This is a genomic window from Aliiruegeria lutimaris (genome assembly GCF_900099935.1).
Classification (GTDB): Bacteria; Pseudomonadota; Alphaproteobacteria; order Rhodobacterales; family Rhodobacteraceae; genus Tropicimonas; species Tropicimonas lutimaris.
Genome location: NZ_FNEK01000012.1, coordinates 1 through 13,120, shown reverse-complemented (window position 1 = coordinate 13,120; position 13,120 = coordinate 1). Strand labels below are relative to the sequence as shown.

Genomic DNA, 13,120 nt, shown 5'->3' with positions numbered 1-13,120 from the left:
GTGACTTTAAGCGTAGCGGTGTGACAAAGGAGTGAGTGACATGCCAAAGGATTCGCCCGCCACCGGCGCCGCCATCGACCCGACCCGTAACAGGGATCTTGCCAACTGCATCCGCGCGCTTTCCATCGACATGGTTGAAGCCGCGAATTCCGGCCACCCCGGCGCCCCGCTCGGCATGGCCGACGCCGCCACGGTGCTCTTCGCCCGGCATCTGAAATTCGACGCATCCGCCCCCAATTGGCCGGATCGCGACCGCGTGGTGCTCTCCAATGGCCATGCCTCGGCGATGCTCTACAGCCTGCTACACCTGAACGGTTATGACGGAATGACGCTCGACGAGCTGCGCAATTTCCGCCAGTGGGGCGCCAAAACCGCCGGCCATCCGGAATACGGCCATGCCGCCGGCATCGAAACGACAACCGGCCCACTCGGACAGGGCATCGCCGGCGCCGTCGGCATGGCGATGGCCGAACGCCTGATGGCGGACCGTTTCGGCCCGGATCTTGTCGATCACCGCACCTATGTCTTTCTGGGCGACGGCTGCCTTGAAGAAGGGATTGGACAGGAGGCGATCAGCCTCGCTGGTCATCTCGGGCTCGGCAAGCTTGTTGTTCTCTATGACGACAATTCCATCACTATCGATGGACCCACCTCCGTCTCCTTCTCCGAGGATATCCCCGCCCGGTTCAAGGCCTGCGGCTGGAAGGTGCTCTCCTGTGACGGCCACGACGCCGCAGCGCTGGACGCGGCTCTCGCGGAAGCGCGCAGCAGCGACGACGCCCCGGTGCTGATCGCAATGAAAACGGTGATCGGCTACGGTGCTCCGACCAAGGCCGGCACCGCGGGCAGCCATGGCTCCCCACTCGGCGCCGAAGAAGCCGACGCCACGAAAAAGGCGCTTGGCTGCGCACCCGGTGCTTTCGAAATCCCGTCCGAACTTGCCGAGCAATGGTTGCAAATCGGTCAGCGCGGCGCCGCCGAGCGCGCGGCCTGGCAATCCCGGCTGGACGCCAGGGAAGCGCCCGAACAAGCCGAATTCAACCGCCTTGTGAGCGGTGCACTGCCCGAAGGCTATGACGCGGCGGTTACCAAGGCCCGCGCCGCACTCTTCGAAGCGCCGCAGAAAGTCGCCACCCGCAAGGCAAGCCAGATCGCATTGGAAGCTCTGACCGAAGCCGTGCCGCAGATGGTCGGCGGTTCGGCGGACCTCACCGGTTCCAACCTCACCCGCACCAAGGCGACCGACAGCCAGTTCACCCGCGAGAAGCCCGGCCGCTATGTCGGCTACGGCGTGCGCGAATTCGGCATGGCGGCAGCGATGAACGGCATGTGCCTGCATGGCGGCGTCATTCCCTATGGCGGCACTTTCCTGGTCTTCTCGGACTATGCGCGCAACGCCATTCGGCTCTCCGCACTGATGGGCATCGGCACGATCTACGTGATGACCCATGACAGCATCGGCCTCGGCGAAGACGGCCCAACGCACCAGCCGGTCGAACACATGGCCAGCTTGCGCGCCATGCCCGGCCTGACGGTGTTCCGCCCTGCCGACGCGGTGGAGACGCTCGAATGCTGGGACATCGCGGTACGTAATCGCAAGCGGCCCTCGCTCATGGCGCTCTCGCGGCAGGCCGTGCCTCAGCTACGTCTGGAAGCTGGCGAGGAAAACCTCACCGCCAAAGGCGCCTACGTCCTGCGCGGCGGCGATGAGCGCAACGTCACGCTGATCGCCACCGGCACCGAGGTCGCACTGGCCATCGAAGCCGCAGAAGCGCTCGCCGCCGACGGGATCAAGGCGGCGGTCGTGTCCATGCCCTCCTGGGACCTGTTCGACGCCCAACCGGCGGAGTACCGGGCGCAAGTGCTCGGAACCGCTCCGCGCATCGCCATCGAGGCCGCCTCGAAATTCGGATGGACCCGCTATGTCGCCAGCGAAGACGACGTCATCGGCATGACGGACTTCGGCGCCTCCGCTCCTGCGGAAAGGCTCTACGAAGAATATGGCATCACCTGCGATGCCATCGTTGCACGCGCCAAGGCGCTGCTCTGAGAAAGGGAGTTGTGATTGCCGGCGGCCATCAGGCCGCTCACCACTCACGCTCTTAACAACGAATGTCTGGCGCAATTCGCCTAGGATCGGGCCGTTACCCGACAGTCCATTCCGCAATCAGGGCGTCGTTCTCCCTGCACCGGGCCTGACCGCCAGCCGCATCATCGGCTGGCGGTTTTTTCCTTGAATACGAATCTGCAAAACGCGTGCGCCAATCGAAAGCGCCGCCCCAAGCGCCCGGGAGACCTGCGAACAGATGGTCCGGGCGGCCAATTCCCATCATCTTTCCAAAAAATATCCTGGGGGGAGCGCTCGCAAGAGCGCGGGGGGCAACGCCCCCTACCATCGTGCTGGCTGATCGAACCGCATCAATCTTCCTGGCGATAGTGCTCTTCGATCCGCAACACTTCATTGCGGGATCCAAGGATCACAGAGGCGCGCTGGTGCGGTGATTCCGGTTGTATGTCAAGAATTCTCGCCGTTCCGGTGGAAGCAGAGCCACCCGCCTGTTCCACGAGGAAAGCAATCGGGTTGGCCTCGTACATCAGGCGCAACTTTCCGCCCTCGGCACGGTTCCGCGCGTCCACGGGATATAGAAAAACACCGCCACGGGTCAGGATCCGATGAATATCCACCACCATCGACGCGGTCCAACGCATGTTGAAGGACTTTCCCCGCGGCCCGTTCTGACCGGCAATGCAATCCTCGATATAGTTTCGGACCGGCGCATCCCAATCGGCAAAGCGCGAGGCGTTGATCGCGAATTCATTGCAATCTTCCGGGATGGTCATGTTGCGGGAAACGATCCGGAACTCGCCCGTCGCGAGGTGGTTGGTGAATTCATGCACGCCGTGGCCGAGCGTCAGCACCAGCGTGGTCGCGGGGCCGAAGATCGAATAGCCAGAGCAGATCTGGAAACTGCCGTCCCGCAACACGGTGTTCACATCGCCCGCAACCGCATCTTCGGGCAGTTGCATGATCGAGAAGATCGAGCCCACCGACAGGTTCACGTTCAGGTTGGAAGAGCCATCGAGCGGATCGAAATAGACGATGTAGTCGCCCGCCTTGGCCGTGTCCTTCAGCCAGGTGACCTCGTCCACCTCCTCTGAAACCAGCGCGGCAACGCGGCTGCAATTGCGGATATGGCTCTCGAATTGCTCGTTGGCGATCACGTCGAGTTTCTTCTGCGCCTCGCCCTGAACGTTGGTCGAACCGGCCGTTCCAAGGGTCTCAAGGAAGGATCCGTTCCGGATCAGGGTCGAAATCTCCCGGCAGGCGGTCGCGATATCCTCAAGCAGGAACACGAGGTCCTTTTCCACCCCGTGTGTCCTGTATTCCTGAAGAAGAAACTGACGGAGTGTCGCCCTGTTGATCGCCATTGCCAGTTCCTTTCAGGTCCGCCGCCATGCACCGAGCGACAGTTTCGTCATTTCCGTCCGGTGACAAGGCGACACTTAGACCGTTTCCAAAACCGACCCGATAGCGGACGAGAGTTTCTCGACAATCTCGCCGATCTGCGCTTCGGTCGTGATGAAGGGCGGGGCCAGCAACACGTGGTCGCCATTACGCCCATCGCGGGTGCCCGACATCGGGTAGCAGATCAGCCCGGCCTCAAAGGCGGCCTTCTTGATCCTTGCCGCCGTGCGCAGCGACGGATCCAGCACTTCCTTGGTCTCGCGGTCCGCAACCAACTCCAGCCCACGGAAAAAGCCGCGCCCACGGATATCGCCGATATTGGGATGCTGTCCGAATTCTTCGCGCAGGGCGGCGTCGAGCTTTTCGCCCATAACCCGAACCCGCTCGGGCAGGCCCCGCTCAAGGATCGCCGTCAGCACCGCGCGCCCGGCAGCCGCAGCCACCGGGTGGCCGATATAGGTGTGCCCGTGCTGGAAGAAGCCCGAGCCGTTCTCGATCGTCTCGTAGATCTCCTTCGTGCAGAGCATGGCGCCAATCGGCTGGTAGCCCGCGCCGAGTCCCTTGGCGATGCACAGGATATCGGGAACCACATCGTCATAATCGCAGGCGAACAGGTATCCGGTCCGGCCCATGCCGCACATCACCTCGTCGAGGATCAGCAGCACGCCGTATGTGTCACAGATCTCGCGGATGCGCTTCAGATAGCCTTCAACCGCCGGAACCGCGCCCGCCGTGGCGCCAACAACCGGCTCGGCCATGAAGGCGATCACGCTGTCCTCGCCCAGCCGCAGGATCTCGTCCTCCAGCTCCTGCGCGGCGCGCTGGCCATACTCGAAGGCGCTCTCGTCGGCGCGGCGCAGCACGTATTCGTAGCACGCCGAAATATGGGAAAAGTTGACCAGCAGCGGCGCGAACTGCTCCCGGCGCCATTCATTGCCGCCCGCGGCCAGCGCGCCGAGCGTGTTGCCGTGATAGGACTGCTTGCGCGCGATGATGTGGCGGCGCTGCGGCTCGCCACGTTCGACATGATACTGCCGCGCCAGCTTGATCGCAGCCTCGGTCGCCTCCGAGCCACCGGAAACGAGATAGACCCGATCCAGATCACCCGGCGCATTGGCCGCCAGCATGTCCGCCAACCCTTCGGCGGGCTCGGAGGTGAAGAAACCGGTATGCGCAAAGGCGAGCTTGCCGACCTGCTCCTGGATCGCGGCGATGATCTCCGGGTCGCCGTGACCAAGGCAGGAAACGGCCGCGCCGCCAGAGCCGTCGAAATAGCGCTTGCCGGAAGCATCGATCAGGTAGCACCCTTCGCCACCCACGGCCATCGGGGGGAGCGCCTTGGTATGGCGCGGAAATACATGGCTCATTTTCTGTCCTTGCCTTGTTCGGGCTTCGAGGAAGCCGCGCCGGGTCTCTGATTGCCCGGAAACATCACAAGCCAATATTTACCTCCTCACCCATGCCGTCAATCTCGCCGCGTTGTCCGTCCCCGCCGCTCTGCTATAAGCGGTCCAGTGGATCTGGTCGGAGGCAAAAATGACGTTTCGTGGCAAGCATCTCCTTGGAATCGAACCTTTGCACCCGGTCGAGATCATCACGATCCTTGATCTGGCGGACGAGTATGTCGGGCTGAACCGCGCCTCGGTCAAACATGCGGACGCGCTGACCGGGCTGACGCAGATCAACATGTTCTTCGAAAACTCCACCCGCACCCAGGCGAGTTTCGAGCTGGCTGGAATGCGGCTTGGCGCGGACGTGATGAACATGCAGATGCAGGCCAGTTCGATCAAGAAGGGCGAGACGCTGATCGACACTGCGTTGACACTGAACGCGATGCATCCCGATCTGTTGGTGGTGCGCCACCCGCATTCCGGCGCGGTGGATCTTCTCGCCCAGAAAGTGAATTGCGCCGTCCTGAATGCCGGTGACGGCCGTCATGAACACCCCACCCAAGCTCTGCTCGACGCCTTGACGATCCGCCGCTCCAAGGGCCGGCTGCACCGGCTCAACATCGCGATTTGCGGCGATATCGCCCATTCGCGCGTGGCCCGCTCCAATATCCTCCTTCTGGGCAAGATGGAGAACCGCGTGCGACTCGTCGGCCCACCGACGCTGATCCCCTCGGGTGCGGCCGATTGGGGGGTCGAGGTTTATGACGACATGGCCAAGGGGCTGGAAGGCTGCGACGTGGTGATGATGCTGCGGCTACAGAAGGAACGCATGGATGGCGGCTTCATCCCGTCCGAGCGGGAGTATTACCACCGCTACGGACTCGATGCCGGGAAGCTCGCCCATGCCAAGGAAGACGCCATCGTCATGCATCCGGGGCCCATGAATCGCGGCGTGGAAATCGACGGTACCATTGCCGACGATATCAACCGCTCGGTGATCCAGGAGCAGGTCGAAATGGGCGTTGCCGTGCGCATGGCCGCGATGGACCTTCTGGCACGCAACCTGCGGGCGGAAGCGGCGTGAAAAACCAACCTGAAGAATGGCGCGCCAATCGCGCGACCTATATACGCGACCACGTCGTGATTTCCGTGGTCGGAGCCATCGGGACCTGTCTGGTCCTGTGGTGGCTTGGAAATACGGACTGGTGGGTCGGGCTGATCGCGGCGCCAATGGCGATGGCCGTACGTGGTTTCTACCTCGCCTCAGAGGAGCTGGCCCTGTGCTGGGTCCTGACCGAGGACGAAATCCAGGGCTCGCAAGGCAAGCGGATCGCATTGCGAGACATCCAGAAGGTGCGCAACATCGGCAGTTCCGTGCAGGTGATCACCCGCAGCGGCGACAAGCACCTGATCAAGTACCTTTCCGACCCGGCCGCCCTGCGCGCGCGGATCGAAAGCCACATATCCGGGGCCGCGTCATGACGGACCCAACTGCCCGAACAACTCCACGAGGCGACACATGACCATCCTCTTCAAGAACGCCCGCCTGATCGACCCCGAGCAGGGCACGGATGCACCGGGTTGGCTGCTGGTCTCTGGCGGGACCATCACCCAAGCCGGAACCGGGCCGGTGCCGCACTCGGACGAGGTGGTCGATTGCGGCGGAAAGTGCCTCGCGCCGGGGATCGTCGATATTGGCGTGAAGGTCTGTGAGCCGGGCGAGCGCCACAAGGAGAGCTTCCGAACCGCGGGCCTCGCGGCCGCCGCGGGCGGCGTGACGACCATGGTCACCCGCGCCGACACCGTCCCGGCCATCGACACGCCGGAAGTGCTGGAATTCGTCACCCGCCGCGCGGGCGAGGACAGCCCGGTGCGCATCGCGCCGATGGCGGCCCTCACCAAGGGGCGCGCGGGGCGCGAGATGGTCGAGATCGGCTTCCTGCTCGATGCCGGCGCCGTTGCCTTCTCCGATGGCGACACCGTGACCACGGACACCAAGGTTCTCAGTCGCGCCTTCACCTATGCCCGTTCACTGGATGCGCTGGTGATCGCGCACCCGCAGGAGCCGGGCCTTTCTAACGGTGCCTCCGTCACCTCCGGCAAGTTCGCGGCGCTCAAGGGACTTCCCGCCGTCTCGCCCATGGCGGAGCGGATGGGGCTGGACCGGGACATCGCGCTGGTGGAGATGACGGGCGTGAAATACCACGCCGACCAGATCACCACGCGGCGCGCCCTGCCCGCGCTGGAACGCGCCAAGAAGAACGGCTTCGACGTGACAGCGGGCACCTCGATCCACCACCTGACGCTGAACCTGCTCGACGTCGGCGATTTCCGTACCTTCTTCAAGATCAAGCCACCACTGCGCTCCGAAAACGACCGGCTGGCCATCGTCGAGGCCGTGGCCTCCGGCCTGATCGACACGATCTCATCTTTCCACACGCCGCAGGACGAGGAAAGCAAGCGCCTACCCTTTGAGGAAGCCGCCTCTGGCGCGGTCGGTCTGGAAACCCTCCTGCCGGCTGCGATGCAGCTCTATCACGCCGAGATGCTGAGCCTGCCGCAGCTCTTCCGCGCGATGGCGCTTAACCCGGCCAAACGCCTTGGCCTGCCCGGCGGGCGACTGAGCGCGGGCGCGCCAGCCGATCTCGTGATGTTCGACCCGGATGCGCCTTTCGTTCTGAACCGCTTCGAGATGTTGTCGAAATCCAAGAACACGCCCTTCGACGGGCAGCGAATGCAAGGCCGCGTGTTGCAGACATGGGTTGGTGGCGCGAAGGTTTTCGACGCGAAGGGCTAGTCTGTACCAAGCCGGATCGCGGCGAAATAGTCCGGCGCCTGCTCCGGCGTCAGTTCCATCTCGATGATCCGGTCCGGCGCGTCGCGCGCCGGGGACTGGAAATCGCTCCGCGTCACTTCGCGGAAACCGATCCGTTCGAGGATGCGGCTGGAAGCCGGGTTGTCAGTGAAGACGCCCGCGAACATCGAGGGCAATGCGAAACGCGGGACGACATTGGCAACGAAGGCGGGGACAACCTCGCCCGCCAGCCCCTTGCCCCATTGCGGCCGCGCCAGGAAATAGGCCAGCGCGTTGGAGAAGGCGCCGAAGCCGATGGACCCGGCGAGCTGCTCCCCGACATAAATGCCAAGGAAGAACCCCGGTCTTCCACGGAAACGGCGCTGGCGGATCCATCGGGCAGCGGTTTTCGTCGAAAGCGGGTGCTCGATATTGATCATCATCCGCGCCACTTCCAGATTACCCGCGATCTCGCGAAAGGCGGGCGCGTCCACCTCGACAAATGGCCGCAATACCGTACGCTCCGTCGCGATCCGTATGTCACGGCCGCGCGACCAGCCATCGCGGGACATGACCAACAGGTCTGTTCCCGCTTGCTCGACTTCTATTTCCCGCGCTGTCGTGTTCAGGAAAACCGCGTCGATCCATTTGGCAGAGATATCTTCGGGTAGCGGACCGCCCTCCGGCTCGATTACGGCCCGAACCCGCTCCCCCTTCGCGCACGCTTGAAGCGAAGCGATAGGTTCTCCACCCCGCAGGATCCGCTGCGAAAAGGCGCGCGTAACTGCCTCTTCGGGGCTGACCTTCCCGACGGCACGCCGCCAGTCCGGCGACCCGACGGGCAGGCTCTCGAGGGACCCATCGGCGACGAAACGGAGCGACTCACCTGTCATGGCATCCCGCTCTGCCCAGCCTTTGTTGCCGGGCGATCAGGTTGTTCAGGGTATTCTCTGCCGAGGCCATGTATTTGAAATCCCCCGCACACAGTTCCCGCAAGTAGACAATCGCCTGCGGCACATCCGTCTTGGTCAAGGCGCGGGCATAGAGCCAGACGAAACGGTCGTCAGAAATCCTGCCCTCGTCTAGCATCTCCCCAAGCTCGTCCACCACGCGTTGCGGATCGCTGCCAAGCAACTCCTTGTAGGTGTCGTGGATGCGAACCAATTCATCGCGCGGAAGCTGCGGGACGCCGGGATCTTGTAGCACAGGCGCCGCGGCAATGACGGGAGCCGCAGCGGCACGCTCCTTGAGCGCTTCGAGCCGTTCGGGGTCGTCCCCGCGTTCCTCGGCAATAGCCACCACCTCCGCAGCCAGTTCGGGACGCTTGCAGCGAAGGGCGGCGCTGACCGCTGTCGACCAGAGTGAATAGGTACCGAACTTCTCCGACTGCGCCGCGCGCATGTAATAGGGCAACGCCGCCTCGTGTCGGTCATGCGCCGCGAATGTCTGGGCGCGCACCACGTCGAGCCCGGCGCTGTCGCCATAGGTCTCGTCATGCTTTTCCACCGCCGCGAGCGACTTTTCCGGATCGCCCGCCGTGTTGTGATCGGCGACAAGCCCGCGCACGGCGATGATGCTCTGCACCTCGCTCGGCCCTTGCAACGCCTCCAGCATGTTCGCAACGGCCCGGTCCATTACCGGTTGTTGAACGTGATTAAATGTATTTTTATGGTAGGAAAATTTCCGATCGCTCAATAGGCAGTATTCATAGGCGGGGAAATACCAGCAATCTTCGTGCTCGCGCACGAACTGTTCTGCCGCCGCGCGCTGGATCGCCTGGCTCGCCATGTTGGAAACAAGCGCATCCTCGGCACCATAGGTCGCGGGTTGCGCCACCGCCGAGACGGCAAACACAAGCACCGGCTTCTTGCCCGGCCGCGCCATGATATGATCATAGACACGCTGAAGGGAGGCATAGGCATCTTCGAAATCGAAGCTGTGGAACTCGAACCGTCCCGGCATCCGCTCGCTGACCCGCCCCGGCACCATGCCGTTCAGGTAGATCTGCTGCTCGCAATCATACCAGCACTCGATACTGCCCAGCGTGATGACCACCACATCCGCCTCGCTGGCGCCCGAATAGGCGCCACAATAGGCCCGGCGGAGAAACTCGGCCTGCTCCTGCTCATGCGCAAAGGACCAGCCGATTTGCAGGTCGCTAAACTCGCCCTCGAATTCGACCAGCGTGCGAACACCGAAATCGTCTTCAGGCTGCACGGCCCACCGCATCTCGTTCAGCAGAGTGTCGGTGTTGAACTTGTTGAACCACTTGGCGATCTGGCCCGGAGGCGAAGGCATGGGGGTACCTTCGGAACTCGACAACACCGGCAGCCCGCCAAAAGCCAGCGCCCGCTCGATATTGCGCGCAAAACAGGAGCCGCCGACGAAGAAACTGGCCTCCGGTGCAAGCTCCGCTCCCGGGCGCATCCGCGGCTGGGCAAACGGCAGAATGCGGGCGCGGCCCTTCTTGGGCGAGGCGTATTGGCGAAGCTTGTTGCGCGAGGTGATACGGTGGACCGTCTCGACATCGAGTTTCTGCATGCGTCTCTCCTGCTTGCCCCGCCGGATCCTCTAGCCGGTCTTCCTGCCCAGGGCGCGGTAATCGATTTTCCCGGCGGCGGTGGCCGGCAATGCGTCCGTGATCACGAATTCCCGCGGTTGCAGGTATTTCGCCATCTCCCGCTTGGCATATCGCTTCACATCGCGCGGCTCCGTGCCGGGCTTTACCACGCAATGGGCAATGATCTTGTTACCAAGAAGGCGATGAGGTTCCGAAATCACGGCAACATTTGTCAACAGGCCGGAGCCGCGAAGCGCCTTTTCCACCTCATCGAGATTGATGCCGACATCGAGCGACTTGATCTGCCGGTCCATCCGGCCGGTCAGGTGAATTCGCCCCGCCCCGTCGATCACGCCCAGATCGCCGGTCGCCACGCCCACCGCGTCCTCGGGCAGCGCGTGGCCGTTCCCCCCGGCCCGCCGGCGTGTGGACGTGCTGCGCTCGGCGTCTGCGAAATATCCGTGGAACATGCCCGGGCCGAAATGCACTAGCTCGCCCTCCTCCTCCGGGCCGAGAAGGCGGCCATCGGGACCGCAAGCGGCAACCGTCACCGACGGGATGGCCTGGCCAATGCTTTCCGGGGCTTCGGCCTGAAGCTTTGGCGTCAGGCAGGCGGTTCGAAACGTCTCGGTCAGCCCGTAATTCAGCCAGGCCGTCGCCTCGGGGAAGGTCTCGCCTACCGCTTCCAGAAGCTCGACCGAGAACCGTGAACCGGTGGAAGTCAGGCGTCGGATGGAACCGACATCGGTGCGCGCGATATCCGAGACACCGAAGAGCAGGTTGGCGAAGAAGGAGGGCACACCGGCCACCAGCGTCGGCCGCGCGGTGCCAATCGCCTCGCAGACGGCGGCGGCGCTCTGGGCTTCCGGTAGCACCAGCGTCTTGCCCAATGTCAGGCAGCTCAGCAGTTGCCCCCAACCGTAATCATGCGACCAGGGCACCGGGCAGAGAATACGCTCTTCCTCGGCATAGCCCTGTTAAGCCGCTACCCGGCGCGCGCCGTCGAGCAGGGTCGCAGCTGTCTGCTCCACGCCCTTGGGCACCCCCGTCGAGCCGGAGGTGAAGACGACGGAGCCGATCTCCGGCGCCCTGGCGGCACCGTTCAATGTGCCTTCACCTGGCGCCGGGGCTGATTCCAGAACATCCTCGGTCAGGATAAGGGCCGGGTCGAGCCGCGCGATCACCTCGGCACGGCGATCGGCCAGCACGTTGGGCGACAGAAAGGCCGGAATGGCGCCAAGCGACCAGATCGCGGGGACAGCGGACGCAACCGCAACCGAGTTCGGCGCAGAGATCAGAACGTGGCGTCTGGAAGTAACCCCCTCGGCTGCGAACATGCGCGCCATGGCGGCGGCGCGACGGGAAAGGGCATCAAAACTCTCGGAATGACCCGCGAAGTGGATCGCCTCCCGTTCGGGATAACACGCGACGATCTGTTCGAAGACGGCAAGTGGCGTGGCCTGCATCGGCTCACTCCCTTCCCGGCAACATGGCGTCGGCCTCGGCGCGGCGGGTGGTGGTGATGTCCTGCAATTCCGCGCCGGTCCACAGGTATTCCCGCGCGGCCGGGTGGCTGATGAAACCGTCCGGGCTGGCCGTCAGCCCATAGGCGCCGGACATCAGCACGGCGATGCGATCCCCTTTATGGAGCGGCGGCAGGGTGATGCGGCGGGCGAGCGTGTCGATCGAGGTACAGAGCGGGCCCGCGAGCAGGTATTCCTCCGTTTCGCGCTCTGACGGGCCGAGCCGGAAAATGGGCCAGTTCTTCTGAAAGACGGACCCCATCATGCCGCAAGCCGCCAGATGGGTGTTGAAACCCGCATCGCAGACGGCGACCTGAAGCCCGCGGCTTTCCTTGCGGCTCAGACAAGACGTGATCAAGGCGCCGCAGGGTCCTACAATCCAGCGGCCAATCTCCAGCACTTTCTGCGCGTCGGCCAGCAACGGATTGGAAGCGATTTCCGCCAGTGCTGGCGCGATCCCGGCGCGGACCGCCGCGACATCCAGCGCTTCCTGCCCGTCGTGATAGGGAAGCCCGAACCCGGCACCGAAGATCAGCTTGCGGACCGGTTTGCCGCTGACGGACGCGGATTCTGCAAAAAGACGCGCCATGTTAGTGATATTGTCGATGATTGCGTCGGCCTGAACGCAATTGGAACCTGCATAGATATGGAACCCGGTCAGATCCAGGCTGGGCAGGGATTGGATACGGGCAATAACTTGCGCCGCCTGCCCCTCGTCCACGCCGAACTGGCTCGGCTTTTTCGACATCGAGGCGCCAAAACCCTTGGGGATGGAATCCGGATTGATCCGCAGAAGGATCCGTTGGCGCGTGCCCTTACCCTCCGCAATGGCCGCGACGGTCTCGATCTCGTCCAGCGCTTCGACGACGAGCTCACCGCCGCATCCCACGAAACGTTCCAGCTCGCTGTCGCGCTTGCCCGGCCCGGAATAGCTGATCCGTTCCGGCGGCAACCCCGCCTCCATGGCGCGCACGACCTCGAAAAAGGAGGAGGCGTCCAGATGGCCGGTGATGGAAGCGATACGGCGCAGGATCTCCGGGTTCGGGTTGGATTTCACGGCATAGCTAGAGCGTGTCGCGCTCAATCGGCCTCATAGCCTGCGGCCTTGAAGTAGTTGTAGCACTCTTCGTCCGAGAAGAGGTCGCAGACCTGTCCGACGGCGGCCCAGAGTTGGTCATAGGTCCGCGCGGCAGCCTTCCTGATCAGTGTCTTGAGTTTCGAGAAGGCCATCTCGATGGGATTCAGGTCTGGGCTGTAGGGAGGCAGGAACAGGAACCATGCACCAATCGCGCGTAGGGACGCCGCTGCGGCCGGAGCTTTGTGGCTCGACAGGTTGTCGAGAATGACAACGTCGCCTTCGCGCAGCGTCGGCCCCAGTTGGGTTTC

General features: G+C 63.6%; 12 protein-coding genes. 4 read left to right on the top strand and 8 right to left on the bottom strand.

Going from position 1 to position 13,120, the window contains the following annotated elements; all coding sequences use genetic code 11:
* Window positions 1–40 precede the first annotated feature (40 nt).
* Window positions 41–2,050: a transketolase gene (gene tkt / locus BLR85_RS07515; protein WP_093152884.1), complete on the top strand. Its 2,010-nt coding sequence runs from the start codon at window positions 41–43 to the stop codon at window positions 2,048–2,050.
* A 368-nt stretch (window positions 2,051–2,418) separates the two neighbouring features.
* On the opposite strand, the gene BLR85_RS07505 is transcribed toward tkt, so the two are convergent.
* Together BLR85_RS07505 and BLR85_RS07500 are read right to left on the bottom strand one after the other, a co-directional pair.
* Window positions 2,419–3,429 carry a class 1 fructose-bisphosphatase gene (locus tag BLR85_RS07505; protein WP_170844479.1) on the bottom strand — a complete coding sequence of 337 codons (1,011 nt, stop codon included), beginning with the start codon at window positions 3,427–3,429 and terminating at the stop codon, window positions 2,419–2,421.
* A gap of 75 nt (window positions 3,430–3,504) precedes the next feature.
* On the bottom strand, window positions 3,505–4,833 hold the full coding sequence (locus BLR85_RS07500; protein WP_093152878.1) for an aspartate aminotransferase family protein: 1,329 nt from the start codon (window positions 4,831–4,833) through the stop codon (window positions 3,505–3,507).
* Between the two features lie 169 nt (window positions 4,834–5,002).
* Between BLR85_RS07500 and BLR85_RS07495 the strand changes: the two genes are divergently transcribed.
* From BLR85_RS07495 to pyrC, 3 genes are read left to right on the top strand one after another with little or no spacing between them, the layout of a single operon-like run.
* Window positions 5,003–5,941, top strand: a complete 939-nt coding sequence (locus BLR85_RS07495) for an aspartate carbamoyltransferase catalytic subunit (protein WP_093152874.1) — start codon at window positions 5,003–5,005, stop codon at window positions 5,939–5,941.
* On the top strand, window positions 5,938–6,339 hold the full coding sequence (locus tag BLR85_RS07490; RefSeq protein WP_093152870.1) for a hypothetical protein: 402 nt from the start codon (window positions 5,938–5,940) through the stop codon (window positions 6,337–6,339). The genes BLR85_RS07495 and BLR85_RS07490 overlap by 4 nt, the downstream gene beginning before the upstream one ends.
* 37 nt (window positions 6,340–6,376) lie before the next feature.
* Window positions 6,377–7,654 carry a dihydroorotase gene (pyrC, locus tag BLR85_RS07485; RefSeq protein WP_093152866.1) on the top strand — a complete coding sequence of 426 codons (1,278 nt, stop codon included), beginning with the start codon at window positions 6,377–6,379 and terminating at the stop codon, window positions 7,652–7,654.
* On the opposite strand, the gene BLR85_RS07480 is transcribed toward pyrC, so the two are convergent.
* From BLR85_RS07480 to BLR85_RS07455, 6 genes are all read right to left on the bottom strand, one after another.
* Window positions 7,651–8,544, bottom strand: coding sequence for a GNAT family N-acetyltransferase (locus BLR85_RS07480; protein WP_093152861.1), 894 nt, complete (start codon window positions 8,542–8,544; stop codon window positions 7,651–7,653). The genes pyrC and BLR85_RS07480 overlap by 4 nt on opposite strands.
* Complete coding sequence (locus BLR85_RS07475) at window positions 8,534–10,192, bottom strand: GSCFA domain-containing protein (protein WP_093152857.1); 1,659 nt, start codon at window positions 10,190–10,192, stop codon at window positions 8,534–8,536. Before BLR85_RS07475 ends, BLR85_RS07480 begins: the two co-directional genes overlap by 11 nt.
* Window positions 10,193–10,222: 30 nt before the next feature.
* Window positions 10,223–11,164, bottom strand: coding sequence for a class I adenylate-forming enzyme family protein (locus BLR85_RS07470; RefSeq protein ID WP_280138468.1), 942 nt, complete (start codon window positions 11,162–11,164; stop codon window positions 10,223–10,225).
* Between the two features lie 24 nt (window positions 11,165–11,188).
* Window positions 11,189–11,677: an AMP-binding protein gene (locus tag BLR85_RS07465; RefSeq protein WP_093152847.1), complete on the bottom strand. Its 489-nt coding sequence runs from the start codon at window positions 11,675–11,677 to the stop codon at window positions 11,189–11,191.
* Window positions 11,678–11,681: 4 nt separating this feature from the next.
* A complete protein-coding gene (locus BLR85_RS07460) occupies window positions 11,682–12,818 on the bottom strand; it encodes a type III PLP-dependent enzyme domain-containing protein (RefSeq protein WP_093152843.1) in 1,137 nt (378 codons plus the stop codon).
* Window positions 12,815–13,120 (bottom strand): transposase (locus BLR85_RS07455; protein ID WP_170844478.1); only part of this gene is annotated, 306 nt, incomplete at its 5' end. The genes BLR85_RS07460 and BLR85_RS07455, both read right to left, overlap by 4 nt.